General features: G+C 68.1%; 25 protein-coding genes, 3 tRNA genes and 1 pseudogene. 11 read left to right on the forward strand and 18 right to left on the reverse strand.

Translation table 11 applies throughout. From position 1 onward, the window contains the following. Positions 1-51: 51 nt before the first annotated feature. From trxC to ACWPN3_RS07240, 6 genes and pseudogenes are all read left to right on the forward strand, one after another. Positions 52-525 carry a thioredoxin TrxC gene (trxC, locus tag ACWPN3_RS07215; RefSeq protein ID WP_492243823.1) on the forward strand — a complete coding sequence of 158 codons (474 nt, stop codon included), beginning with the start codon at positions 52-54 and terminating at the stop codon, positions 523-525. Between the two features lie 428 nt (positions 526-953). Further along, positions 954-1,157: pseudogene (locus ACWPN3_RS07220) on the forward strand (TonB-dependent receptor plug domain-containing protein); the annotation flags it as partial. 772 nt (positions 1,158-1,929) lie between these two features. Then, complete coding sequence (locus ACWPN3_RS07225; protein WP_492244007.1) at positions 1,930-2,856, forward strand: TonB-dependent siderophore receptor; 927 nt, start codon at positions 1,930-1,932, stop codon at positions 2,854-2,856. Beyond that, positions 2,856-3,974 (forward strand): ABC transporter substrate-binding protein, encoded by a 1,119-nt coding sequence (locus tag ACWPN3_RS07230; RefSeq protein WP_492244006.1) that lies wholly within the window; start codon positions 2,856-2,858, stop codon positions 3,972-3,974. Before ACWPN3_RS07225 ends, ACWPN3_RS07230 begins: the two co-directional genes overlap by 1 nt. Next, the gene (locus tag ACWPN3_RS07235; RefSeq protein WP_492243822.1) at positions 3,952-5,022 is read left to right on the forward strand and encodes a FecCD family ABC transporter permease; all 1,071 of its coding nucleotides are present in this window, start codon (positions 3,952-3,954) and stop codon (positions 5,020-5,022) included. The genes ACWPN3_RS07230 and ACWPN3_RS07235 overlap by 23 nt, the downstream gene beginning before the upstream one ends. Next, positions 5,019-5,795 carry an ABC transporter ATP-binding protein gene (locus ACWPN3_RS07240; RefSeq protein WP_109451348.1) on the forward strand — a complete coding sequence of 259 codons (777 nt, stop codon included), beginning with the start codon at positions 5,019-5,021 and terminating at the stop codon, positions 5,793-5,795. Before ACWPN3_RS07235 ends, ACWPN3_RS07240 begins: the two co-directional genes overlap by 4 nt. A 2-nt stretch (positions 5,796-5,797) precedes the next feature. On the opposite strand, the gene ACWPN3_RS07245 is transcribed toward ACWPN3_RS07240, so the two are convergent. The 3 genes from ACWPN3_RS07245 to ACWPN3_RS07255 form a co-directional block, all read right to left on the reverse strand. Further along, positions 5,798-6,625: a methyl-accepting chemotaxis protein gene (locus tag ACWPN3_RS07245; RefSeq protein WP_492261199.1), complete on the reverse strand. Its 828-nt coding sequence runs from the start codon at positions 6,623-6,625 to the stop codon at positions 5,798-5,800. Beyond that, positions 6,519-7,862 carry a HAMP domain-containing protein gene (locus ACWPN3_RS07250; protein WP_492261200.1) on the reverse strand — a complete coding sequence of 448 codons (1,344 nt, stop codon included), beginning with the start codon at positions 7,860-7,862 and terminating at the stop codon, positions 6,519-6,521. Before ACWPN3_RS07250 ends, ACWPN3_RS07245 begins: the two co-directional genes overlap by 107 nt. 259 nt (positions 7,863-8,121) lie before the next feature. Continuing rightward, complete coding sequence (locus ACWPN3_RS07255) at positions 8,122-8,910, reverse strand: SDR family NAD(P)-dependent oxidoreductase (protein ID WP_109446744.1); 789 nt, start codon at positions 8,908-8,910, stop codon at positions 8,122-8,124. 192 nt (positions 8,911-9,102) lie between these two features. Between ACWPN3_RS07255 and ACWPN3_RS07260 the strand changes: the two genes are divergently transcribed. Then, complete coding sequence (locus ACWPN3_RS07260; protein WP_492243820.1) at positions 9,103-10,302, forward strand: THUMP domain-containing class I SAM-dependent RNA methyltransferase; 1,200 nt, start codon at positions 9,103-9,105, stop codon at positions 10,300-10,302. On the opposite strand, the gene ACWPN3_RS07265 is transcribed toward ACWPN3_RS07260, so the two are convergent. From ACWPN3_RS07265 to ACWPN3_RS07290, 6 genes are all read right to left on the reverse strand, one after another. Then, positions 10,265-11,056 carry a hypothetical protein gene (locus tag ACWPN3_RS07265; RefSeq protein ID WP_492243819.1) on the reverse strand — a complete coding sequence of 264 codons (792 nt, stop codon included), beginning with the start codon at positions 11,054-11,056 and terminating at the stop codon, positions 10,265-10,267. The genes ACWPN3_RS07260 and ACWPN3_RS07265 overlap by 38 nt on opposite strands. Before the next feature lie 231 nt (positions 11,057-11,287). Beyond that, positions 11,288-11,363: transfer RNA gene (locus tag ACWPN3_RS07270), tRNA-Glu, on the reverse strand. A gap of 45 nt (positions 11,364-11,408) precedes the next feature. Next, positions 11,409-11,484 (reverse strand) — tRNA-Glu (locus tag ACWPN3_RS07275). 67 nt (positions 11,485-11,551) lie between these two features. Beyond that, a tRNA-Glu gene (locus tag ACWPN3_RS07280) sits at positions 11,552-11,627 on the reverse strand. A gap of 55 nt (positions 11,628-11,682) precedes the next feature. Then, positions 11,683-12,705 carry a threonine aldolase family protein gene (locus tag ACWPN3_RS07285; RefSeq protein ID WP_492244005.1) on the reverse strand — a complete coding sequence of 341 codons (1,023 nt, stop codon included), beginning with the start codon at positions 12,703-12,705 and terminating at the stop codon, positions 11,683-11,685. 27 nt (positions 12,706-12,732) lie between these two features. Next, complete coding sequence (locus ACWPN3_RS07290) at positions 12,733-13,050, reverse strand: hypothetical protein (protein ID WP_109446752.1); 318 nt, start codon at positions 13,048-13,050, stop codon at positions 12,733-12,735. A gap of 64 nt (positions 13,051-13,114) precedes the next feature. Between ACWPN3_RS07290 and ACWPN3_RS07295 the strand changes: the two genes are divergently transcribed. From ACWPN3_RS07295 to ACWPN3_RS07305, 3 genes are all read left to right on the forward strand, one after another. Next, positions 13,115-14,176: an RluA family pseudouridine synthase gene (locus ACWPN3_RS07295; protein WP_492243818.1), complete on the forward strand. Its 1,062-nt coding sequence runs from the start codon at positions 13,115-13,117 to the stop codon at positions 14,174-14,176. 161 nt (positions 14,177-14,337) lie between these two features. Then, complete coding sequence (gene rpoH, locus ACWPN3_RS07300; protein WP_109446756.1) at positions 14,338-15,228, forward strand: RNA polymerase sigma factor RpoH; 891 nt, start codon at positions 14,338-14,340, stop codon at positions 15,226-15,228. A gap of 37 nt (positions 15,229-15,265) precedes the next feature. Then, positions 15,266-15,787 carry a GNAT family N-acetyltransferase gene (locus tag ACWPN3_RS07305; RefSeq protein ID WP_109446758.1) on the forward strand — a complete coding sequence of 174 codons (522 nt, stop codon included), beginning with the start codon at positions 15,266-15,268 and terminating at the stop codon, positions 15,785-15,787. Positions 15,788-15,814: 27 nt separating this feature from the next. Here ACWPN3_RS07305 and ACWPN3_RS07310 read toward each other — a convergent pair whose 3' ends face one another. From ACWPN3_RS07310 to ACWPN3_RS07350, 9 genes are all read right to left on the reverse strand, one after another. After that, the gene (locus ACWPN3_RS07310; RefSeq protein ID WP_492243817.1) at positions 15,815-16,414 is read right to left on the reverse strand and encodes a class I SAM-dependent methyltransferase; all 600 of its coding nucleotides are present in this window, start codon (positions 16,412-16,414) and stop codon (positions 15,815-15,817) included. Between the two features lie 60 nt (positions 16,415-16,474). Then, the gene (locus tag ACWPN3_RS07315; RefSeq protein WP_109446762.1) at positions 16,475-16,819 is read right to left on the reverse strand and encodes a gamma-glutamylcyclotransferase family protein; all 345 of its coding nucleotides are present in this window, start codon (positions 16,817-16,819) and stop codon (positions 16,475-16,477) included. Beyond that, on the reverse strand, positions 16,812-17,147 hold the full coding sequence (locus tag ACWPN3_RS07320) for a bleomycin resistance protein (protein WP_492261201.1): 336 nt from the start codon (positions 17,145-17,147) through the stop codon (positions 16,812-16,814). Before ACWPN3_RS07320 ends, ACWPN3_RS07315 begins: the two co-directional genes overlap by 8 nt. A gap of 59 nt (positions 17,148-17,206) precedes the next feature. After that, the gene (locus tag ACWPN3_RS07325) at positions 17,207-17,974 is read right to left on the reverse strand and encodes a PhzF family phenazine biosynthesis protein (RefSeq protein WP_492261202.1); all 768 of its coding nucleotides are present in this window, start codon (positions 17,972-17,974) and stop codon (positions 17,207-17,209) included. Positions 17,975-18,097: 123 nt separating this feature from the next. After that, on the reverse strand, positions 18,098-19,111 hold the full coding sequence (locus ACWPN3_RS07330) for a threo-3-hydroxy-L-aspartate ammonia-lyase (protein WP_109446769.1): 1,014 nt from the start codon (positions 19,109-19,111) through the stop codon (positions 18,098-18,100). A gap of 40 nt (positions 19,112-19,151) precedes the next feature. Further along, entirely contained in the window at positions 19,152-19,586 is a 435-nt protein-coding gene (locus tag ACWPN3_RS07335) for a GNAT family N-acetyltransferase (protein WP_109446771.1), read from the reverse strand. A 4-nt stretch (positions 19,587-19,590) separates the two neighbouring features. After that, positions 19,591-19,842, reverse strand: a complete 252-nt coding sequence (locus tag ACWPN3_RS07340; protein ID WP_492243813.1) for a DUF1127 domain-containing protein — start codon at positions 19,840-19,842, stop codon at positions 19,591-19,593. Between the two features lie 345 nt (positions 19,843-20,187). Further along, entirely contained in the window at positions 20,188-20,850 is a 663-nt protein-coding gene (locus ACWPN3_RS07345) for a DedA family protein (protein ID WP_492243812.1), read from the reverse strand. A gap of 205 nt (positions 20,851-21,055) precedes the next feature. Then, the gene (locus ACWPN3_RS07350; protein ID WP_492261203.1) at positions 21,056-22,090 is read right to left on the reverse strand and encodes an aldo/keto reductase; all 1,035 of its coding nucleotides are present in this window, start codon (positions 22,088-22,090) and stop codon (positions 21,056-21,058) included. A gap of 155 nt (positions 22,091-22,245) precedes the next feature. Between ACWPN3_RS07350 and ACWPN3_RS07355 the strand changes: the two genes are divergently transcribed. Then, a complete protein-coding gene (locus tag ACWPN3_RS07355) occupies positions 22,246-23,157 on the forward strand; it encodes a LysR family transcriptional regulator (RefSeq protein ID WP_492244004.1) in 912 nt (303 codons plus the stop codon). Positions 23,158-23,182 lie beyond the last annotated feature (25 nt).

The raw sequence follows: 23,182 nt of genomic DNA on the forward strand, positions 1-23,182 counted from the left end.
CCGCCCCCATACATCGACGGTGGACACGCTGCCAGGGGAAGGAGCCCCGCCATGCCGCCCACCGCCAGTTCTTCCACAGGCGCCCAATCCGGCGCCGACAGCCTTCACGTCGCCTGCCCGCACTGCGACACGCTGAACCGCGTGCCTCCCGCCCGGCTCGGCGGCGGCAAATGCGGCCGCTGCGGCAAGGCGCTGTTCGAGGGCAAGCCGGTGGCGCTCGACGCCCGCCGCTTCGCCGCCCATGCCGAGCGTGGCGATCTGCCCCTGCTGATCGATTTCTGGGCCGACTGGTGCGGCCCCTGCCGCGCGATGGCCCCTGCCTTCGCCCAGGCCGCGGCCCAGCTCGAACCGCAAATCCGCCTCGCCAAGATCGACACCGAGGCCTCGCCGGACCTCGCCGCCCGCTTCGCCATCCGCAGCATCCCGTCCCTGATCCTGGTCCGGCACGGCCGCGAGATCGCCCGCACCGCCGGCGCCATGCCGCTGCCGGCACTGGTGGCGTGGGTCCGCGAGACGCTGGGCTGACCGCGCAATCAAGCCCTTGTCGAACACTCAACACTCCGCTGGGCGCCCAAACAACGCTATTGATAATTATTTGCATCGACTACCCATTTGGTTTATTCGCATTCGAAGGAAATCCCGGAGCACACCCGCCGCCAAGCCGCCGGGCCGCGTTCCCCGGTTTCCGTCGGATCGACAAAGCCGGGGAAGGTCGTCGCGTGGAGTCCTTGAAACTAATCGCAGGCATTGCTTGCGCAGCCATTGCCTCCACGAGCGCCGCGACGGCCCGGGCCGAAGACAGCACCCCCGGAACGACCGGACCGGTCCTGGAACTCGCCCCGATCACCTTGATCGGCAAGGGCGCCGCCACCGACGGCTACCAGCCCAAGCGCACGTCGATCGCCACCGGAACCGACACGCCGCTGCTCGACGTGCCGCAGGCGGTCAGCGTGGTGGCGGCCCCCGTCCTCAAGGACCAGGCCGCCCGCACGCTGGACGAGGCGCTGGCGAACGTCAGCGGCGTCACCCAGGGCAACACGCTGGGCGGCACCCAGGACGCCTTCATGAAGCGCGGCTTCGGCGACAACCGCGACGGCTCGACCATGCGCGACGGCCTGCGGACGGCGATGCCGCGCAGCTTCACCGCCGGGGCCGACCGCGTCGAGGTCCTGAAGGGGCCGGCCTCGATGCTCTACGGCATCCTCGACCCCGGCGGGCTGGTGAACGTCGTCAGCAAGGCCCCCGAACTGACCCGGCGCGGCGAGGCCCAGGCCTGGGGCAGCAGCTTCGGCGGCGGCGGCGGACAGCTCGACGTCACCGGGCCGCTGACCGCCGGCTCCAACCTCGCCTACCGCTTCGTCGGCGACATCCAGGACACCGCCTACTGGCGCAATTTCGGCCGCGTCCGGCAGAAGACCGTCGCCCCGTCGCTCGCCTGGTACGGCGACGACACCACGGTCACGCTCGGCTACGAATACACCCGCTATCAGGTGCCGTTCGACCGCGGCACCATCTTCGACACCGCGACCGGCAAGGCGGTGCCGGTGTCGAAGCGGGAACGCTTCGACGAACCCTACAACGTCACCAGCGGCTTCACCCATCTCGCCCGCATCGGCATCAGCCACAAGATCGACTCCGACTGGACCGTCAGCGCCAACTACGCCTACAGCCACAACTGGTACAAGGACGATCAGGCGCGCGTCACCGCCTACAACGCCCGCACCGGGGTGCTGACCCGGCGCGCCGACGCCACGCAGGATTCCAACGTCGACGTCCATGCCGTCCGCGCCGACCTCAACGGCAAGGTGACGTTCGCCGGCCTGCGCCATCAGCTGCTGTTCGGCGCCTCTTACGATTACAGCGACACGCTGCGCACCGACCTGATCCGCGGCCCGACCTCCGCCGCCTTCAACATCTACCGGCCGGTCTATGGCCGCTTGCCCACCAGCCGCAACGTGGTGGCGACCGACAGCGACCAGAACCGAACGGCTGGAAACCTCCTCGGTCTATGCCCAGGATTCGATCGAGCTTGGCGACCGCTGGATCGTGCTGGGCGGCCTGCGCTACCAGTATTACGACCAGTATGCCGGCCGCGGGCGGCCCTTCCGCGCCAACACCGACGTGCAGGACGGCAAGCTCGTGCCCCGGGCCGGCGTCGTCTACAAGGTGACGCCCGATGCGTCGGTCTATGCCAGCTGGAGCCAGAGCTTCCGCCCGAACTCCTCGATCTCCAGCTATCTCGGCGCCCTACCGCCGGAGGAGGGCGATGCCTACGAGGTCGGCGCCAAGGTCGAGCTCGCCCGCGGCCTGACCGCCACCGCAGCATTGTTCGACCTGCGCAAGCGCAACGTGCTCTATTCGGAGGTGGTCAACGGCCTCACCGTCAACCGCACCGCCGGTGCCGTGCGCTCGCGCGGCTTCGAGTTGGATGTCGCCGGCGAGGTGGCGCCGGGCTGGAGCGTCATCGGCAGCTACAGCCTGCTCGACGCCCAGGTGACAAAGGATCCGCTCTACCGGGGCAACCGGCTGGCCAACGTCGCCCGCAGCACCGCCTCGCTCTTCGTCACCCACGACCTCGGCCCGGTGCTGGGCAGCAATGCGCTCCGTGTCGGCGGCGGCGCCCGCTATGCCGGCAAGCGCGCCGGCGATGCCGCCAACAGCTTCTACCTGCCCTCCTACGTCGTCGCCGACGCCTTCGCCGCCTACGACACCGACGTCCACGGCACGCCGGTCAGCTTCCAGGTCAACGTCAAGAACATCTTCGACAAGACCTACTACACCTCGGCGGTCAACAATCTCGGCGTCGCCATCGGCGAGCCGTTGCAGGCGGTGTTCCAGACCCGGGTCAGCTTCTGATGCGCGTCATCCCGCCATTCTCCCTGGCCACCGCCGTTTTATTGCTGGTGCTGTCGCCCGGTCTGGCCAGAGCGGCGGAGAGTGGGGCGGCGGAGATCCGCACGACCGATCTCGCCGGCAACGAAATTGTCCTGCCGAAGCCGGCGGAGCGGATCGTGGCGCTTCCCGCCCCCTCCGCCCCGACGGTGATCGCCGCCGACCGTTCGGCCGACCGTCTGGTCGGCATGCACCAGACGGTGGGCGAGGTGGCGAAGGGCGGCCTGCTCGGCCGGCTGTTTCCGCGGCTGAACCGGCTTCCCGCCTCGCTGCTCAGCGCCGGCAAGTCGGCCTTCATGCCGAATGTCGAGGCCATCGCCGCCCTGGAACCCGACCTCGTCCTGCAACGGGGCGAGCTGGGGGCGCAGGTGGTGTCGCCGCTGGCCGAGGCCGGGTTGAAGACCGCGCTGGTCGTCTATGGCGATGAGGAGACCACCCGCCGCAACATCCGGCTGATGGCAGACCTCACCGGGCATCCCGAACGGGCCGGGGCCCTGATCGGCTGGCGGGACGAGGTGCTGGCGCGCATCCGCCGCCCCGCCCCGGCCACGGCCACGGCCCTGACTGCCGTCAAGACACCGACGGTGCTTTTCCTCTCCAGGCTCGCCGGCCATCTGGTGGTGACCGGGAAGGGGACGCCGACCGATTTCGCCATCGCCGCGGCCGGCGGCCGCAACCTCGCCGCCGAGCGCAGCGGCTCGATCACCGTCACCGCCGAGCAGATCATGATCTGGGACCCGGAGGTGATCCTGCTGAACAGCGCCGACCGCGATTTGCAGCCGGCCGACATCCGCAACGACCCGCTGCTCTCCGGCACCGCCGCGGCGAAGGCGGGCCGGGTCTACAAGGTGCCGGTCGGCGCCTTCCGCTGGGAGCCGCCGAACGCCGAGAACCCGCTGTTCTGGCTGTGGCTGGCCAAGCTGTTCCACCCGGACGCCAACGGCTACGACCTGCGGGCCGAGGTGCGGCGCGGCATCGGGCTGGTCTATGGCCTTGAGCCGACCGACGCCGAGATCGACCGGCTGCTGCTGGCCGACGTCAACCGGGGGGCGCTGAACTATGACCGCATCGTCGGCCCCTGATGCCGTTTCCGGCACCGCTGCCGCCTCCCTGCCCGGCCGCCCTTGGCTGCTGGCGGCGATGGCGGTCGGGCTGCTGGCGATGATGCTGGTGGCGCTGTGCGCCGGCCGCCTCTCCATCCCGCCGGTCACCGCGCTGCGCATCGTCGCGGCGCAACTGCTGCCCGGTGGATTGGAGTCGGACTGGAGTTCGCTCCAGGAGCGCATCGTGCTGCTCGTCCGCCTGCCGCGCGTGCTGATGGCGGCGGCCTGCGGCGCCGGGCTGGCGCTGTGCGGCGCCGCCCTGCAGGGCGTCTTCCGCAATCCGCTGGTGTCGCCGCACATCCTCGGCGTGTCGTCGGGCGCCTCGCTCGGCGGGGCGGTGGCGATCCTGCTCGGCCTGTCGGGGGCGGCGCTGGTCGGGCTGTCCTTCGTCGCCGGCTGTGCCGCCCTGCTGCTGGTCGGGCTGCTCGCCCGCATCGACGGGCGCAGCGGCGTCGTCACCGTCGTGCTGACCGGCGTCGTGGTCTCGGCGCTGTTCAGCGCGCTGGTGTCGATGGCGCAGTTCGTCGCCGACCCCGACAGCTCGCTGCCGGCCATCGTCTTCTGGCTGATGGGCAGCTTCGCCGCGTCGGGCTGGCGCCAGACCCTGCTGGCGGTGCCGGTGATCCTGGCCGGGCTGCTGGCGATCTGGGCGATGCGCTTCCGCATCAACCTGCTGTCGCTGGGCGAGGACGACGCCCGCATGCTGGGCGTGCGGGTGGAGCGCGACCGCTGGCTGATCTTCGCCGCGGTGGCGCTGGTCGAGGCGACGGTGGTGGCCTTCTCCGGCGTGATCGGCTGGGTCGGGCTGGTGGTCCCGCATTTCGCCCGGCTGCTGGTCGGGTCCGACCACCGCATCCTGATCCCGGCCTCGGCGCTGATGGGCGCGGCCTATCTGCTGCTGATCGACACCATCGCCCGCACCGCGACCACGGCGGAAATCCCGCTCGGCGTGCTGACCGCCATCGTCGGCGCGCCGATCTTCGCGCTGCTGCTGCGGCGCCGGCAGAAGCAGGAGATGGGCGAATGAGCAGGCTGGAGATCCGACTGGAGGATGCCGGGGTGCGGCGCGGCGAGCGGTGGATCTTCCGCCATCTCGGCCTCGCCCTGTCGGCCGGCCGCTGCCTCGCCGTGCTCGGCCCCAACGGCCGCGGCAAGACCACGCTGATCCGCGCGCTCGCCGGGCTGCTGCCGCTGGCCGAGGGCCGCCGCCAGGCGCCGGCCGCCATCGGCTACGTCTCGCAGTCGATCGGCGACACGGTGCCCTACCGCTGCCTCGACGTGGTGGTGATGGGGCGGGCGCGGCGCATCGGCCTGTTCGGCGCGCCCGGCCGCGCCGACTACCGCGCGGCGGAGGAGGCGCTGGCCCAGGTCGACGGCCTGCGCTTCGCCGAGCGTCCGTTCAGCCGCCTGTCGGGCGGCGAACGGCAGATCGTCATGCTGGCCCGCGCCCTGGTGACGGGGGCCGACCTGCTGATCCTCGACGAGCCGGCCTCGGCGCTCGACCTCGCCAACCAGGCTCTGCTGCTGAAGGTCATCGAGCGGCTGCGCCGCGACGGGCGCCACGCCATCCTGTTCAGCACCCATCTGCCCCAGCATGCGCTGTGCGTCGCCGACGAGGCGCTGCTGATGATGGGGGTGGAGGAGCATCTCCAGGGTCCGGCGGACGCCGTGATGACCGAAGCCAACCTCGCCCGGCTCTACGGCATCCCCATCCACCGCACCCGGGTCGCCGGGCGGGTCGAAGCGGTGGTGCCGGTCTTCCTCCCCGCGGAGCACGGCCCCGGCCCGCATCGGCCGTAGCCCTACGCCGCCCGCACCGTCGCGATGAAGGTGCCGACCTCCTTGCGCAGGCGCTCGGCCTCGACGGCCAGCTCCTGCGAGGTGCCGTGGACGCGGCCGGCAGCGTCGCCGGTCTCGTGCACCGCCGTGCTGACGCCGGCGATGTTGCTCGACACCTCCTCGGTGCCCTGGGCGGCCTGGGTGACGCTGGAGGCGATCTCGCGAGTGGCGGCGGCCTGTTCCTCGATGGCGGCGGCGATGGCGGTGGTGATCTCGCTCATGTGGCCGATGGTCTTGCCGATGCTGCCGATGGCCCTCTGGGCGCCGCCGGTGGTCTGCTGGATTTCCTGCACCTTGGCCTGGATCTCGTCGGTGGCCTTGGCGGTCTGGTTGGCCAGCGCCTTCACCTCGCTCGCCACCACGGCGAAGCCCTTGCCGGCCTCGCCGGCCCGCGCCGCCTCGATGGTGGCGTTCAGCGCCAGCAGGTTGGTTTGCGCTGCGATGCCGCTGATCAGCTCGACCACGGCACCGATCTGCTCGGCGGCGGTGACCAGATCGCGCATGGTGCGGTCGGCGCCGGTGGCGTCGGCCACCGCCTGGGTGGCGATGCGGGTCGAGTTCTCCACCTGCTGGCCGATCTCGGAGATCGAGGCCGACAGTTCCTCCGTCGCGGTGGCGACGGTCTGGACGTTGGCGGACGCCTGCTCGGAGGCCGAGGCGACGAGCAGCGACCGCTCGCTCGCCTCATGCGCGGTGGCGGTCAGCTCCGTCGCGGCATCGCGCATGCCGGTGGCGGCGTTGGCGACGGTGTCGACGATGCCCTTCACCGTCCGCTCGAAGGTGTCGGCCATCTGCATCATCGTCTGGCGGCGCTGGGCGGCGGCCTGCCGCTCGCTCTCCTCCTGCGCCCTGCGCATCCGCTCCATCTCCAGCGCGTTCGTCTCTGAAGATCTGGAGCGCGCGGGCCAGCGCACCGATCTCGTCGCGGCGGTCGTCGTCGCTGACGGTCACCGTCAGGTCGCCCTCGGCCAGCCGGCCCATTTCCCGCGTGATGTTGCCGAGCGGCCTGGTGATCGCCCGCGAGATCGCCCAGGCCAGCAGCAGGCCGAGCAGGACGGCGACCACCGTCACGGCGGTGCCGCGCGCTTCCGCCGCCGACACCTCGGCGGCGGCGGTGACCTCCAGCTGCGACAGGAAGCTGGTGGAATGGTCGCGGATCAGGCCGATCTTGTCGTTGATCTGCTTGCCGGCATTGCCCAACGTTTCAGTGTTCAGCGACTTCAGCTGGTCGCTCAGCACGGCGATGCGGTCGATGCCGGCGCCATAGGCCGGCAGCTTGGCCACCGCGTCCGACAGCTTGGCCTTGACCGGGCCGTCGGCGATGCCGTCGCGCAAGCCGTTCGCCTTCGCCGTCAGGTCGCCCAGATCCTTGCGGATCCGGGCCAGATCCTCCGCCTTGGTTTCCGCGACGAAGCGGGCGACCAGCACGCGGACCAGCAGGAACTGTTCGCTGACGTCAGCCGCCCGCACCGTGCGGTCCAGGTCGCCGCCGTCCTTCTCCGCCTTGACGGTGTCGCTCAGCGTGCGGCGGATGTCGGCGCCCAGCGTGTTCACCACCGACGCGACGATGGAGTCGCGCTCGGTCCTCGCGGCGACCAGCCGGTCGAACCCGACGGTCAGCGTCTGGTGCAGGCCGGCGATCTCCTGCGCCGCCTGACGGTCGCCCGCATCGGTCATCCGCGCCGTGGCGTCCTCCAGCTTCCGGCGGAACTTGTCCATTTCGCCGCGGAAACGGTTGGCCACATCGCCGGAGCCGCTGGAGACGAACTCCTCCGCCGCCCCCAGCGCATCGGAGATGTTGGTGTCGGCCTCGGCCACCGCCATCGCGACGTGCGATTGCGCCGCATAGCGGCGGAGCGCATCGTCGCTGGACCGCAAGCCGCTCCAGGATACCGCCCCCAGCCCGACCAGAAGCGCCAGCGTGACGCCGAAGCCGGTGTAGATCTTGGTCGCCGTGCGCAGGTTGGCGAAGGGACCGGCCTTGGTCGGCCGGGCTGCGGTCATCTGGTTGGGGCTGGCGGCGTTCATCACTGGGACCCTCGTCTTCTGATCCGGCTGTTTCCGATCCGGCTACGGGCGATCTCCGATCTTTCGGACGGCCGGTTGTCGACGAGGTACCCTACAAGAACAATGCCAAGGCTCCCTTAACGCCGCGATGTTTTTTTATCCTGCGAAATCGCCGTTTCTCCAATGAAAGCCGGTCTCATCCTTCGCAATTTGCCAAAATCATTGAGATTGCTTTGCATTTTGCCAAAGCTCGACCTTCGCAATTGCGGAAATACGCCCATTAGTTATAATACTGACCGCCGTTCACCTCTATCGTCTGGCCGGTGATGTATCCAGCCAGCCGGTTCGACGCGAGAAACAGGTAGGCGCCGACGCAGTCCTCCGCCCTCCCCAGCCGTTTCAGCGGAATGCGCGCCGCGGTCTGCGCCAGCTTGTCGGCGGTCGAGTAGCGCTGGTGGAAGTCGGTGTCGATGGTGCCGGGCGACACCGCGTTGACGCGGATGCCGTGCGGTGCCAGTTCCGTCGCCAGCGAGCGGGCGAGGCTGGCCTGGAAGGCCTTGGCGGCGCTGTAGAGCGACGAGCCGGCGCTGCCCCCGGTGCGGCCGGAGATGGAGCCGGTGTTGACGATGGCCCCCCTGGACGCGATCAGCGCCGGCAGGGCGCTGCGGCTGGCGACAACCGCCGAGGCGGCGTTCAGGTCGAACTGCTCCTGCAGGAAGCCGTCGTCGATGTCGGCCAGCGCCACCCGGCCCAGCATGGTGCCGGCATTGTTGACCAGCACGTCCAGCCCGCCCAGCCGGTCGATTGCCTGCTCCACCACCGCGCGGGTCTGCCCCTTGTCGGCGAAGTCGCCGGCCAGCCCGATCACGCCGTCTCCCATCCCGGCCGCCACCGCGTCCACCGCCGCAAGGTCGCGGCCATGGATGGCGACGCGGGCGCCGAGCTGGGCGAAGGCCGCCGCCACCGCAGCACCGATGCCGCGGCTGCTGCCGGTGACCAGGACCCGCTTATCCCGGAACTCCTGCGCCAGCAGGTCGGCGGGCCAGGTGTCGATCTCAGTGGCGGTCATGACGCGCGTCCTTCCCCTGCTGCCCGGCCCGGTCCATGTTCGGAATCGCAAGCCGGCTTGATTGTTCGTGTTCCAATCCGATCATAGGGGCCGGCAGTCCGGCGTCAACAGCCGGGCCTTCGCGCCGGCGACATCCGGCTGTTTTGCGAGAATCCTGTCGATGGAAGCCGGCCCTTCGGGCTATGTAGGCGCATGAACACCGACCCGACCAGCCCCGCCCAGCCTTTCGAGATTTTCCTGGTGGCCGCCCCCGGCCTGGAACCCGTGCTGTGCGCGGAGGCCAGCGACCGCGGCTTCACCGACCCCACCATGGTTAAGGGCGGGGTGACGGTCACCGGCGGCTGGCCGGAGGTCTGGCGCGCCAATCTGGAGCTGCGCGGCGCCACCCGCGTTTTGGCGCGCATCGCCAGCTTCCGCGCCCTGCATCTGGCCCAGTTGGACAAGCGCGCCCGCCGCGTTCCCTGGGCCGAGATCCTGCGCGCCGACGTGCCGGTGCGGGTCGAGGCCTCCTGCAAGGCGTCGCGCATCTACCATGCCGGCGCCGCCGCCCAGCGCATCGAGCGCGCCATCGCCGAGGAACTCGGCGCCCCCATCGTCAAGGCGGCGCCCAAGAAGACCGGAAAGTCCGCCGAAAAGAACTCCGGGGACGCTCCGGAAGACGACACCCGAGCCGTCCAGATCAAGGCACGGATCGACGACGACCTCTGCACCATCAGCGTCGACAGCTCCGGCGAGTCGCTGCACAAGCGCGGCCACAAGGAGGCGGTCAACAAGGCGCCGATGCGCGAGACGCTGGCATCCCTGTTCCTGCGCCAGTGCGGCTATGACGGGCGCGAGCCGATGCCTGTGGTGGATCCGATGTGCGGCTCCGGCACCTTCGTCATCGAGGCGGCCGAGATCGCCGCCGGCCTGAAGCCCGGCCGCTCCCGCTCCTTCGCCTTCGAGCAGCTCGCCACGTTCGACCCCGCCCGCTGGCAGGACCTGCGCGGCAATGCCACGGTCACGCCGCCGGCCGTGCGCTTCTACGGCAGCGACCGCGACGCCGGCGCCGTCACGATGAGCCGCGCCAATGCGGAGCGGGCCGGCGTCGGCGCCTGGACCGACTTCGCCCACCACGCCATCAGCGACCTGACCCCGCCGGAGGGTCCGCCCGGCCTCGTCATCGTCAACCCGCCCTACGGCGCCCGCATCGGCGAGGGCAAGTCCCTGATCCCGCTCTACCACGCCATGGGCCAGACGCTGAAAACCCGCTTCGCCGGCTGGCGCGTGGGCATCGTCACCAACGAAGCCGCCCTGGCGAAGGCGACGGAACTGCCGTTCCAGGAAGGCGGGGTGTCGGTGTCGAACGGGGGGATCAGGGTGACGCTGTATCAGACGGGGGTGTTGAAATGATAGCATCATATTTGATGTATTTGATGAATTCCTCTCGGCTTCCACATACTCGAGCACGGCTCTTGCTCTTCTGAACAGCAGCTTGCGCACACTGCACAAGGAAGCCATCCATTGAGTAAAAGAGATCGCAATAGGATAGTGCCACGACAGCATGTTGCAAATCCTCACCATCTGACGCTTGAGGATTTCTCTTCTTATTTTTTGTTCTGGCAATGGTTAGGTTATGCTCAATCAAAAATGATGGGCACTCATTGAAGAATTTATCTTTATTTCTTACGCAGAATTCCAATAAATCTTCCTTTTCTAACTTCGTAAAGATACGATTTTCAGGGGATACATCTGGTAGCGACAGAGAAATCCAAACCCTGAAAACTTCTTTCTCTTTTGCTTTTATGGCAGAAAAATCAAAATTTTGTATCGTGCGCAATGCGTCTGGAGAGAAATGCCTGTAATGATTAAGATCAGCGAAATCTATACTCTCTATAAACTTTTCCGGCGTTAACCCAATTTGAGGCAGACACCCCGGAACGATTGACACAGCCATAGATAGATATGGGACAATTGAAATTACGGCATACGATTGTATATTATAATAATTTTCCCAAATAAACCGCTTAACTTCCTGCTTTTGGATGTCTCTTCTTTCTATAATCCAAAATGGCTTATTTTCATTCAAAAATTTTAATCTACGTAATCTCTGGGAATGATCATTCGCTCGTCCAATTTCCACAAGATTCCACATCGACAGAGCCAACCGGACTGTTCCAGCGGAAACCGATTCGTGGATGTCTTGCCACAAAGATTCGTGCGAGACCACACTGTGATCAATGTAGAGGGTCCGCATTGGCCTCTCACTTCAGTTTGATCAAAGCGTCAAACCTACAAGCGAAGCAATCAAGTGCGCAGCACAAAGTGTCAGGCATGTGTATCACACGCGCCTGAGCCAATCAGAAAAATTCATCAAAAGCGGCAACTGCAGGAAAAGTGGCGTCCCCGACGGGAGTCGAACCCGTGTCGCCGCCGTGAAAGGGCGGTGTCCTAGGCCTCTAGACGACGGGGACGTTGTACCTTCAAGCCCGCGCTCAAAAACTCATCCAGCGCGTGGATGGCGTCCCCAAGGGGAGTCGAACCCCTGTTACCGCCGTGAGAGGGCGGTGTCCTAGGCCTCTAGACGATGGGGACGTCTGGTCCCGATGCTTGTCGCGGCGGTGGAGGCTGCCACCGGCCGCGCGATCCAACCTTGGAAGGTTGGCGTCCCCAAGGGGAGTCGAACCCCTGTTACCGCCGTGAGAGGGCGGTGTCCTAGGCCTCTAGACGATGGGGACGTCATCGGCGTGGGCGGGTTTCTAACGAAGCCCGGCCCACCGATCAAGCCTTTTCTTACAGGCTGCGCAAAATACCCAGCAATCCGTCCACGACAGCCGCCGGCGTGTCGAAGGCCGTCACGAACCGCGCCGTGCCGTCGTCCCAGCGGTAGAAGCCATAGCCCGCCGCCTCCAGCGCCTCGGCATAAACCGCCGGCAGGCGGACGAACAGCTCGTTCGCCTCCACCGGATGGGCCAGCTCGACGCCGGGCAGCGCCGTCAGCCCTTCGGCCAGACGGTCGGCCATGGCGTTGGCATGCGCCGCCAGACGCAGCCACAGCCCGTCCTCCAGCCAGGCGTCGAGCTGCGCCGACAGGAAGCGCATCTTCGACACCAGATGGCCGCCGCGCTTGCGGCCGAAGCCGAAATCCTCGGCCATCGCCGGGTTGAAGAACACCACCGCCTCGGCGGCGAGGCAGCCGCCCTTGGTGCCGCCCAGCGTCAGCACGTCGACCCCGGCCCGCCACGTCACCTCGGCCGGCTTGCAGCCGAGCCGGGCGATGGCGTTGGCGAAGCGGGCGCCGTCCATATGCACGGCCATGCCGTTGGCATGGGCGACCTCGACCAGCGCCTCGACCTCCGCCGGGGTATAGACGGTGCCGGCCTCGGTCGCCTGGGTCAGGCTGAGGGCGGCGGGCTGGACGCGGTGGACGACGCCGACGCCGGCCTTGGCGATGTGGCGAGACACGATGTCCGGCGTCAGCTTGCCATGCGCGCCGGCCAGCGGCACCAGCTTGGCGCCGCCGGTGAAGAACTCCGGCGCGCCGCATTCGTCGATGGTGATGTGCGCCTCGTCATGGCACAGCACCGCGCCGTAGGGCGGCACCAGCGCCGACAGCGCCAGCGAGTTGGCGGCCGTGCCGGTGGCGACCGGGAAGACGGCGACCTCGGTCTCGAAGATCGCGCACAGCCGCTCGGTCACCCGCGCGGTCCAGGGATCGTTGCCATAGGGCGAGGCGGTGCCGGAGGACGCGGCGGCCAGCGCCGTCATCACCTGTGGGGCGGCACCGGCGACGTTGTCGCTGCGGAAATCATGCATCATCTGTGTCCGGATAGGGGGAAACGGTCACTTGCCGGCGGTCACCGTCGCGGTGACGGCGCCGTTGCGCGGGTCGATCAGATACAGGCGGTCCGGCCCCTGCGGCAGGGTCACCTTGAACAGCACGCGGTTGCCGGCCACCAGCATCTCGCCGATGCGGGCGCCGGCCGGAACGTCCAGCGTCACCTCGGCCGGGCGTTCGGCCGGAACCGGCGCCGGGGCGGTGGCCGTCAGGGAGGCGCGGGTGGGATCCGACATCCGCTTGTACAGCTCCACCCCCAGAAAGGTGAAGCCAGCGAGGATGAGAACGCCCATGATGACGACGAGTACCTTGAGGATCTGCACGGTTTGGGGTCCACTCCCGGACGATTGAAACAGGACGCGATACGCGAAGCCGATGCCAGCCGATATGCCTGACGACCAGATGCCGGACGATCTGCCCGACGATTTCCTCGATGCGGACGACGACGCCGGCTCCCCTGCCGACGCCGCTCCCCAGCTGCTCGCCCACACCATCCCCGACGAGGCGGCGGGCCAGCGGCTGGACAAGGCATTGGCGGCGGGCCTGCCGGACCTGTCGCGGTCGCGCGTGCAGGCCCTGCTGGAACAGGGCTGCGTGCGCAGCGACGGCCGGACGATAACGGACGCGTCCCTGAGGGTCAAACCCGGCCAGACCTTCGAGGTGCAGGTTCCGGGCTCGCATGCGGCCGAACCGCTGGCGCAGGACATCCCGCTCGACGTGGTCTATGAGGATGCCGACGTGCTGGTGGTCGACAAGCCGGCCGGCCTCGTGGTCCATCCCGCCGCCGGCAACCCCGACGGCACGCTGGTCAACGCCCTGCTGGCCCATTGCGGCGACAGCCTGTCCGGCATCGGCGGGGTGCGGCGGCCCGGCATCGTCCACCGGCTGGACAAGGACACCAGCGGCCTGATGGTGGTCGCCAAGAACGACCGCGCCCACCATGGCCTGTCGGACCAGTTCGCCGACCGCACGCTCAGCCGCACCTATCTGGCGCTGGTCTGGGGCGTGCCCAACCCGACCCACGGCCGGATCGAGGGCAACATCGGCCGCAGCAGCGCCGACCGCAAGAAGATGGCGGTGGTCACCGGCGGCGGGAAGCCGGCCGGCACCAAGTACCGGGTGGTCAAGAGCTTCGGCATGGCCGCCTCGCTGGTCGAATGCGTGCTGGAGACCGGGCGCACCCACCAGATCCGCGTCCACCTGACCCACATCGGCCATCCGCTGGTCGGCGATCCGCTCTATGGCCGCGGGCGGTCGGGGCGGCCGGGCGGCAAATTCGCCTCGCTGCTGCCGGAACCGGTGCGGTCCAGCCTTGTTGGGTTTCCGCGTCAGGCGCTGCACGCCGCGGCCCTGACCTTCCGTCATCCGGTTAGTGGCGAAATTGTGGCATTCCGCTCCTCAATTCCGGCGGATATTCATGAACTAATTGTCACCCTGGAGTCGGCTTAAAACGGTACACCGGGAAATCTTTCTTGGTTAGACTCGGCGTCAATGGCGAGGTTCCTTCGCCCGCTCATTGCGAGGGGCCTATGGAACCCGCGCTGAAGAACGGCGGCGGCCCCTGAAATCCTTCGGATGGGAACGCCGGCTGTCAGGAGAGGGGTTTTACCATGGCGACGGCATCCACCCTTCCGGCGATCGGGTCCGAGAGCAATCTGTCCCGCTATCTCCAGGAGATCCGCAAGTTCCCGATGTTGGAGCCGGAGCGGGAATACATGCTCGCCAAGAGCTGGCAGCAGCATGAGGATTCCGGCGCCGCCCACCAGCTCGTCACCAGCCACCTGCGGCTGGTGGCCAAGATCGCCATGGGCTACCGCGGCTACGGCCTGCCTTTGTCGGAGCTGATCTCCGAGGGCAATGTCGGCATGATGCAGGCGGTGAAGCGCTTCGATCCCGACCGCGGCTTCCGCTTGGCGACCTACGCCATGTGGTGGATTCGCGCGGCGATCCAGGAATACATCCTGCACAGCTGGTCGCTGGTGAAGATGGGCACCACCGCCGCGCAGAAGAAGCTATTCTTCAACCTGCGCCGGCTGAAGGGCCAGATGCAGGCCATCGAGGAGGGCGACCTGTCGCCCGAGCAGGTCCAGGCCATCGCCACCAAGCTGGACGTGCCGGAACAGGACGTCGTCAACATGAACCGGCGGCTGGCCAGCCCCGACCATTCGCTGAACGCGCCCCTGCGGGCGGAGAGCGAGGGCGAATGGCAGGATTTCCTGGTGGACGAGAGCGCCAGCCAGGAGATCACCATCGCCGACCGCGAGGAGCTGGGCAAGCGCCGCAAGCTGCTGGCGAATGCGATGACCGCGCTGAACGACCGCGAACGCGACATCCTGACCGAGCGCCGCCTGCGCGAGGCGCCGACGACGCTGGAGGACCTGTCGCAGAAATACGGCATCAGCCGCGAGCGCGTCCGCCAGATCGAGGTCCGCGCCTTCGAGAAGCTGCAAAAGGCGATCAAGGCCGCCGCGGTGGAGCAGAAGATGGAGACCGAGGCGTAAGGCGGGCCGGCACCGCAGGCGCTTCGAGAGATCGGACATGCAGGATATTCAGGTCACGCTCGCGGTCGTCGAACCACGCGATCTGCCGGCCTTCAAGGCCGACATGGAGGCGTCCTTCGCGGTCGCCGTCATCGAGGCGTTCGGATGCCTTCCCGACGATTCGATCCCACGCGGCAGCGATCTCGACTTGTCGATGGGCGCGCCGGGCACCGAGCTTCTGCATATCCTGTGCGGTGAGGAGCGGGTCGGCGGCGCCGTCGTCGTGATCGACGAGGCGACGCAGCACAACTCGCTGGACCTCTTCTTCCTGTCCCCGGCGCAGCATGGCCGGGGAGTGGGCTTCAAGGCCTGGACGGCAATCGAGCGGCGCTATCCCCGGACGCAGGTCTGGCAGACCCACACGCCCTATTTCGAGAAGCGCAACATCCACTTCTATGTGAACAAGTGCGGCTTCCGGATCGTCGAGTTCTTCGGCGCCCACCACCCCGACCCGCATTGGCCGGGCCCGTCCGGCCTGCCCGGCGGCGGCGAGATGTTCCGCTTCGAGAAAATCATGTGACGGCGGCGGCGCTTGCCAAGGCCAGCCTCACGTCCGCGCCTCAAGCACGACAAAGCTCCAACGGACGTCCGGTCGCCCCAACATATCGTTCCGCTCTGCAACCTGGACCGCGGCCAGCCCGTGCAGGCCTGCGAGTTCAATCGTTTCATCCGCCGAGACGTCGAACATCCTGCGCCCTTGGGGAACCGGGCCATGACGCAGCGACATGCTGATCCGGCCCTTCGCACCGAGAAGTCCGGCCAGGGATTTCATGGCCGTCCGCCGCTCGTGACCGTCCAGGTGCATCCACACGGCCGTCAGGAGAATCAGGTCGAAGCGATCCTTCCGACGATGAAGCTGCGAGAGATCGGGAAGATGGTCGGCGACCCAGTCGATGGGTTTTCCACCATGAAGCCGCATTCCCTCCTGTCTCAGCGCGTCGGTCGGTTCCACCGCGACAACCGTGTGGCCGATTGCGGCGAGCGCCGCGGCGTCGCGACCCGACCCCGCCCCGACATCGAGGACCCGCGCGGGCGGGGACGGAAAGAGATGCATCACCCCGTGGTGGACATCGTCGAAGGTGATGCTCTCATACTGTTCGGCCAGTGCCGGCGCGTTGTCGCCGTACCCTTGCGTTCCGTCGATCATCGTTTCTTCTTCAATCCAATCCCGCTGGCCAATCCCGCTGGCCAATCCCGCTGGGGCGTCTCACGCCTTCACATAGACCCAGGCATCGGCCCCCGACCGCAGCCGGACCATGACCCGCCTGTAATCCGCGACCTCGTAGGAATCGGCGGCGGCCAGCTCTTCCGGGGTAAGCTCGAACAGAGTCCCGGCGACCTCGTCGGCCGGATCGCCGCTTTCGCTGACCACGGGATGGAAACGCTTGCCGCTGGTGCGGATCACCTCGGGATCGGTGATCTCCAGCATGTCGCAGCGATAGCCCGGCATGGCGTCCGCCCGGCCGGTGAGCAGCCGGCCGAAGGACGCCAGCTGCACGTTCTCCTGTTGCAGGGTGCCGTAGGAGAACAGCAGGACCGTATCGTCAGCCATCGACGCCCCTCCCCGCTTCCGAACCGACCCGCAGCAGGTTGCCGTCGGGATCGATGTGGGCGAACTCGCGCAGGCCATAGGGCGTGTCGGACACCGCCGTCAGCCGGCCGGCCGCCTTCGCCGCCGTCCAGGCCGCGTGCAGGGCGTCAGCGTCGCTGACATAGAGGTAGCAGGCGACGACCGAGCGTTCCGGATCGAGGTCGGGAACGCGGGTCAGATGCAGCCCCACCCCGCCCCAATCGAGGAACCCATAGACCGGATCCGCGGCGGCCTCGTCATAGGCGGTCACCGTGAAGCCGAGAACTCCAATAATGGGCGAGTGCGGCACGCACATCGCGCACCGGCAGGATCGGGGCCACACGGTTGAACTGGACAGTCATCGCAACCTCACACCAGGATCGAGCCTTCGAGATACAGCACCGCCTGCCCGCCGATCCTCACCCGGTCGCCGGCCAGTTCGCACAGCAGCTCGCCGCCGCGGGCCGAGACCTGACGGGCCTTCAGCACGGTCTTGCCCAGCCGCTCCGCCCAATAGGGGGTCAGCATGCAGTGGGTGGAGCCGGTGACCGGATCCTCCGGAATGCCCTGGGCCGGGGCGAACAGGCGCGACACGAAATCGACCTCCTCATCGCCGGGGGCGGTGACGCAGACCGCCCAGATGTCCAGCGTCGACAGCAGCGCCATGTCCGGCGCCAGCGCCCGCACCGCCTCTGCCGAGTCGTAGACCACCAGATAGTCGCGCCCGCTCAGGATCGCGGCCGGCGCCGGTCCGCCCAGCGCCGCCAGCAGATTGGGGTCGGGGGTTTCCGCCGGCTGGGGCGGGCGGTTGGGGAAGTCCAGCGTGTAGCGGTCGCCGTCGCGGGTGACCGTCAGCGTGCCGGCCTGCCGGGTGGCGAAGTCCATGCGCGCGCGGCCCGGCTCCAGGATGGTGGAGATGACGAAGGCGGTCGCCAGCGTGGCATGGCCGCACAGCTCGACCTCCACCGCCGGGGTGAACCAGCGCAGCTCGAACTCTGTGCCGCTGCGGATGAAGAAGGCGGTCTCCGCCAGATTGTTCTCTGCCGCGATGGCCTGGAGCTGCGCGTCGGGCAGCCAGGAACTCGAGCGGCACGACCGCCGCCGGGTTGCCGGCGAAGACGCGGTCGGTGAAGGCATCGACCTGATAAATGGGCAGGCGCATGGCTTTCCCGGTCATGGATGGGTATCCCTTACGTCTTGGGGGATTCAGATCCCCTCTCCCCGGGGGAGAGGGGCTTATCGCACCTCAAAAAAGGACGGTCAGCCCGCCTGAACCAGCGAGGCGAAGCGAGCGAGGTCGACGTTTCCGCCGGTGACGACGATGCCGACGCGCTTGCCGCGCACGTCGAACTTGCCGGACATCACCGCGGCGGCGGCGAGGCAGCCGGTCGGCTCGACCATCATCTTCATCCGGCTGGCGAAGAAGCGCATGGACTCGACCAGTTCGCCGTCGGTGACGGTCACGATGTCGTCGACCAGCCGCTGGATCACCGGGAAGGTCAGCTGGCCGACCGCGCGGCTCTGGGCGCCGTCGGCGATGGTCTTGGGCGCGTCGATGCGGACGATGGCGCCGCTGCGCAGGCTCTGCTGCGCGTCGTTGCCGGCCTCCGGCTCGACCCCGACGACGCGGCAGCCGGGGTTCAGCGTCTTGGCGGCGATGACGCAGCCGGACAGCAGCCCGCCGCCGCCGGTCGGCACCACCAGCAGGTCGAGCGGCCCGCCCGTCTGCCCCGCCTCCTCGATCAGCTCCTTGGCGACCGTGCCCTGGCCGGCCATCACATGCGGATGGTCGAAGGGCGGGATCAGCACGCCGCCCCGCTCCTCCAGCACGCGGGCGACGGCAGCGTCCGGCGGCTCGGCATAGCGGTCGTACAGCACCACGTCGGCGCCATAGCCGCGCGTCGCCGCCAGCTTGGCCGCCGGGGCGTCCTCAGGCATGACGATGGTGGACTTCACCTTCAGCATCGACGCCGCCAGCGCCAGCGCCTGGGCATGGTTGCCCGACGAATAGGCGACGACGCCCAGCGCGCGCTGCACCGGGGTGAAGCGCGACACCGCATTGTAGGCGCCACGGATCTTGAAGGCGCCGGTGCGCTGGAAATTCTCGCACTTGAACAGCAGTTCGCCGCCGGTCAGCGTGTCGGCGGTGCGGCTGGTCAGCACCGGCGTGCGGTGGGCGACGCCGGCAATCCGCTCCGCCGCCCCCGCCACGTCGGCGTAGGAGATGGCGAGGCCAGTCGTATCGGCCACGGTGCTGGTGATCGTGTCGGGCATGGCGGCGGTGCTCCCCCTCCCCGGTGTCTTGGTCCGGGGCTTATTCCAGATCGGTGAACAGGAAGGCCTGCTCGTGCCGCTTCAGCCCGGCCTGCTCGTAGAAGCTGATGGCCTTGGGCGCGGACAGCAGCAGGCACATGGTGCCCGGCCCCATCGCGTCGCGGGTGCGGCGCATCAGCTCCTTGCCGATGCCGTGCCCCTGAAGGGCACGGTCGACGGCGAGGTCGGACAGGTAGCAGCAATAGACGAAGTCGGTGATCGAGCGGGCGACGCCGACCAGCTTTCCATCCGCCCGCGCGGTGACGATCAGGCCGGCGTTGCGCAGCATCGCCTCCACCCGGGGACGGTCGCCCACGGGCCGGCGTTCCGCCAGCCCGGAGCGTTCCAGAACGTCGATGAACGCGTCGGCGCTCAGCTCCGGTTCGACCGCATAGTCGATTTGAACGGATTGTCCCTGAATGGATCGGTCGGCCATCGTCTCATCCCCGCCAGAACGGCTTCGACACCTCCTGCTCCGCCTCGGACCGGCTGACGCCGATGTCCTTCAGCAGATGGTCGTCGAGCCCCATGAGTGCATGACGTTGTTTGCGCCGTTCCATCACGGAAAACAACAGGTCGAGCAACCGCCAGAGAGGACGACGGGCAACAACGGTGACACGGTCGGCGGCCGGGACGGCGCCCGTGGCTGCCGTGTAAAGGCCGGAACTGCGGGTCACATCGGTGTGGCGCATCGGATCCTCCATAATCTGGCGCACAACGCTCGAACAATCGAGACAATCAGGATTATGGAGACGAAATCGGCGGGGTCAAACGGAACATTGTCACCATTACATTTCCGATGTCGGATGTATCTTTTCGGCCACAGGCCGGCATGGCCCGCGTCGCGGGGACAATGGAACAAGGACGGAGACCGTCAGGCAACGGGGCAGGACAGAGGAAACGCCTGAATTTTGAACGCCTCCACCGCCGTGGGCCGGACGGCTGGGCAGGGCGGCGGAGCGTTCATCGGCACAAGGGGTACAATCTGCCGCCCCGAAATGAGTTGTCACTCCGAACAGTCAGCACCTGCCAAGCAGCTAGCAGCCCGTTCTTTCCGGCGCGCCCTCGACGGGCGGAGCGGGCACGCAGGATTTGGCCGCCCCTTGCGCCATGCCGCCGTCGGCGGCCGGTGCGGAGCGGTCGCCCACGCCGCTCCGGTCGTAACCGGTCCAGGCGAGATGGCCCGGCGACATCAGCAGCGGCGCCCAGATCACGGCCGACAGGACGTTGAACGCCTGGAACTTCCGATGGGGCATCGCCATCATGCCGGCCGTCGTCGGCACCACCGCACGCAGCGGGCCGATGAAGCGCGCCAGGAAGACGCTCTTGCTGCCATGCCGGAGAAAGAAGGCTTCGCCACGGCCGCGCAGTTCGGGATGCCGGCTGAGCGGCCAGAGCCGGAACATGCGCTCGCCATAGTGCCGGCCCAGCCAGTAGGAGGTGGCGTCCCCCAGGATGGCGCCGCCCGCGATCGCCAGATAGACCGACCAGAAATCGAGAACGCCCGCGGCGACAAGCGCGCCGCTCGCGGTCAGCATGACGACGCCGGGGATAAGAAGCCCGACGAGCGTCAGCCCCTCCGCGAAGGCCATCAGGAAGATGATGATCTCCGCCCAGTCCGCGTGCGTCTCGATGAAGCCCGCGAGCGCGGTTCCATAGGCCGTGAGATCCAGGGCCGCGAAATCCGGAAGCCCCGTCATGTCGGCGCCCGCGTCGTCTGGCAGCTCGAAGGGGGTTGGCGGCCGGGGCGGAGCAGGTCCGGATCGATCATGACGAGGGCCTTGGTCCTTTTATCGCGGGTTCGGGCGCTTCACAGCTGGGCCCGTCGTCCTGGCCCTACAAGACCGCGCCGTTCGGTTTATGGCGCCGGGGCGGCAAGACCCGCACTCCTCAGACCGGCACTCCTCAGACGGGCATCGGATTGAGCCGGGCGAAGCCCTCCTGCGTGCGGTACGGGTAATAGGGGTAGGCGGGCATCACGTCGCTGGCCGCGTCGAGACGGGCGATCTGCCCCGGTTCGAGCGTCCAGCCGACGGCCCCCAGATTGTCCCGCAGCTGCGCCTCGTTGCGTGCGCCGACGATCACCGAGGAGACGGTCGGCCGTGCCAGCAGCCAGGCGATGGCGACCTGGGGAACGCTGCGCCCGGTCTCGGCCGCCACGGCGTCGAGCGCATCGACGATGCGGTAAAGCCGCTCCTCGTCGACGGGCGGCCCCCACTGGGCGGTGTCGTGCAGGCGGCTGCCCTGCGGGATCGGCTGGCCACGGCGGATCTTGCCGGTCAGCCTGCCCCAGCCGAGCGGGCTCCAGACCAGCGCGCCGACCCTCTGGTCGAGGCCGAGCGGCATCAGCTCCCATTCATAGTCGCGCCCGGTCAGCGAATAATAGACCTGATGCACGACATGGCGCGGCCAGCCATGGCGGTCGGCGACGGCGAGCGACTTCATCAGCTGCCAGCCCGCGAAGTTCGAGGCGCCGATGTAACGCACCTTCCCGGCGCGGACGAGCGTGTCCAGCGTGTGCAGCACCTCCTCCACCGGCGTGAAGGCATCGAAGGCGTGCAGCTGGAGCAGGTCGATGTAATCCGTCCCGAGCCGCCGGAGCGCCGCCTCCACCGCGCCGATCAGCCGGTGACGGGAAAGACCGGCATCGTTCGGCCCGTCGCCCATCGGCAACCCGGTCTTGGTCGAGATCAGCGCCTTGTCGCGCCGCCCGCGGATGGCGGCGCCGAGCACCTCTTCCGAGCCGCCGTCCGAATAGACGTCGGCGGTGTCGAAGAGCGTGACGCCGGCGTCGAGGCAGATGTCGATCAGCCGCCGGGCATCCCCAACATCGCTGTTCCCCCAGGCCGAGAACAGCGGTCCCTTGCCGCCGAAGGTGCCGGTCCCAAAGCTGAGCGCGGGCACCTTGAGGCCCGAGGCACCGAGTGTCCGGTACTCCATGTCCTGTCCTTCCCTGATCGAGACTGTCGCGGTCGCGCCGATGATGGTGGGCGATGGAAGCGGCCGCCTGCCAACGATATAGCCGACGGAGCAGCTGTGAATTAGGCTGCCGCCAGTCCCAGGACTTGTGACGCGGGGTCATCGTCGTGACGCGGATGGATGTCAACCGGGCGGCCGAGATGGAGGTCTTCGCGCGGGTCGTCGATCTCGGCGGGTTCACCGCGGCGGCCCGTGCCTGCGGCCTCACGCCATCGGGCGTGAGCAAGCTGATCACGCGGCTGGAGACACGGCTGGGCACGCGGCTGCTCCACCGGTCGACGCGACGGCTCAGCCTGACGCCGGAAGGCCAGGCCTTCCACGCCCGCGCGGTGCGGATCCTGGGAGAGATGGAGGAGGCCGAGCGGGAGGCCTCGGCCGGTGCGGCGCCGCGTGGACATCTGCGCGTCAACAGCAATGTCCCCTTCGGCATGCGCCACCTGATCCCGCTGGTGCCCGAATTCCTGGCCGCCCATCCCGGCGTCACCATCGACCTTGTGCTGTCGGACGCGGTGGTCGACCTGATGGAGGAGCGGGCCGATGTCGCGATCCGGACCGGCCCGCTGCGCGATTCAAGCCTGATGATCCGCAAGCTGGGCAGCACCCGCATGGTCGTGGTCGCCTCCCCCGCCTATCTGGAGCGGCATGGGACGCCGAGGCACCCGGACGAGCTTGCCCGCCACAGGGGAATCGGCTGGACCTTCCCGCGCGCCATCGGCGGCTGGCCTTTCAGGACTGCAAGCGACGAAGAGATCGGGGAGCATATGCCGCCCATCGCCGCACGGGCGAGCGACGGGGACGCCGCGCGCCTGCTCGCGCTGGGCGGCGTCGGGCTGGCGCGTCTGGCCCGCTTCCAGGTGGAGACCGACATCGCCGCCGGTGCGCTTGTGCCGGTGCTGGACCACATGAACCCCGGCGGCAGCGAGGACATCCACGCCGTCTATCTCGGAGGTCCAGGCCCGCTGCCCGCCCGCGTCCGCGCCTTTGTGGATTTCATGGCTGGCCGATGCCACATGACCGATACCAGATGACCGGCACCCGATGGCCGGAGCGCAA

The sequence above is a fragment of the Azospirillum sp. UENF 111221 genome, from assembly GCF_058780625.1.

Excerpts from the sequence above, each read along its gene's own strand:
- ACWPN3_RS07255 (WP_109446744.1), bottom strand. The coding sequence starts at position 8,910 with ATGACCGCCACTGAGATCGACACCTGGCCCGCCGACCTGCTGGCGCAG.
- ACWPN3_RS07285 (WP_492244005.1), bottom strand. The coding sequence starts at position 12,705 with ATGCATGATTTCCGCAGCGACAACGTCGCCGGTGCCGCCCCACAGGTG.
- ACWPN3_RS07310 (WP_492243817.1), bottom strand. The coding sequence starts at position 16,414 with ATGATCGACGGAACGCAAGGGTACGGCGACAACGCGCCGGCACTGGCC.
- ACWPN3_RS07250 (WP_492261200.1), bottom strand. The coding sequence starts at position 7,862 with ATGAACGCCGCCAGCCCCAACCAGATGACCGCAGCCCGGCCGACCAAG.
- ACWPN3_RS07330 (WP_109446769.1), bottom strand. The coding sequence starts at position 19,111 with ATGCCCGACACGATCACCAGCACCGTGGCCGATACGACTGGCCTCGCC.
- ACWPN3_RS07350 (WP_492261203.1), bottom strand. The coding sequence starts at position 22,090 with ATGGAGTACCGGACACTCGGTGCCTCGGGCCTCAAGGTGCCCGCGCTC.
- ACWPN3_RS07335 (WP_109446771.1), bottom strand. The coding sequence starts at position 19,586 with ATGGCCGACCGATCCATTCAGGGACAATCCGTTCAAATCGACTATGCG.
- ACWPN3_RS07325 (WP_492261202.1), bottom strand. The coding sequence starts at position 17,974 with ATGCCTTCACCGACCGCGTCTTCGCCGGCAACCCGGCGGCGGTCGTGC.
- ACWPN3_RS07355 (WP_492244004.1), top strand. The coding sequence starts at position 22,246 with ATGGATGTCAACCGGGCGGCCGAGATGGAGGTCTTCGCGCGGGTCGTC.
- trxC (WP_492243823.1), top strand. The coding sequence starts at position 52 with ATGCCGCCCACCGCCAGTTCTTCCACAGGCGCCCAATCCGGCGCCGAC.
- ACWPN3_RS07295 (WP_492243818.1), top strand. The coding sequence starts at position 13,115 with ATGCCTGACGACCAGATGCCGGACGATCTGCCCGACGATTTCCTCGAT.
- rpoH (WP_109446756.1), top strand. The coding sequence starts at position 14,338 with ATGGCGACGGCATCCACCCTTCCGGCGATCGGGTCCGAGAGCAATCTG.
- ACWPN3_RS07230 (WP_492244006.1), top strand. The coding sequence starts at position 2,856 with ATGCGCGTCATCCCGCCATTCTCCCTGGCCACCGCCGTTTTATTGCTG.
- ACWPN3_RS07340 (WP_492243813.1), bottom strand. The coding sequence starts at position 19,842 with ATGCGCCACACCGATGTGACCCGCAGTTCCGGCCTTTACACGGCAGCC.
- ACWPN3_RS07315 (WP_109446762.1), bottom strand. The coding sequence starts at position 16,819 with ATGGCTGACGATACGGTCCTGCTGTTCTCCTACGGCACCCTGCAACAG.
- ACWPN3_RS07305 (WP_109446758.1), top strand. The coding sequence starts at position 15,266 with ATGCAGGATATTCAGGTCACGCTCGCGGTCGTCGAACCACGCGATCTG.
- ACWPN3_RS07225 (WP_492244007.1), top strand. The coding sequence starts at position 1,930 with ATGGCCGCTTGCCCACCAGCCGCAACGTGGTGGCGACCGACAGCGACC.
- ACWPN3_RS07240 (WP_109451348.1), top strand. The coding sequence starts at position 5,019 with ATGAGCAGGCTGGAGATCCGACTGGAGGATGCCGGGGTGCGGCGCGGC.
- ACWPN3_RS07235 (WP_492243822.1), top strand. The coding sequence starts at position 3,952 with ATGACCGCATCGTCGGCCCCTGATGCCGTTTCCGGCACCGCTGCCGCC.
- ACWPN3_RS07260 (WP_492243820.1), top strand. The coding sequence starts at position 9,103 with ATGAACACCGACCCGACCAGCCCCGCCCAGCCTTTCGAGATTTTCCTG.
- ACWPN3_RS07245 (WP_492261199.1), bottom strand. The coding sequence starts at position 6,625 with ATGGCCGACACCTTCGAGCGGACGGTGAAGGGCATCGTCGACACCGTC.
- ACWPN3_RS07345 (WP_492243812.1), bottom strand. The coding sequence starts at position 20,850 with ATGACGGGGCTTCCGGATTTCGCGGCCCTGGATCTCACGGCCTATGGA.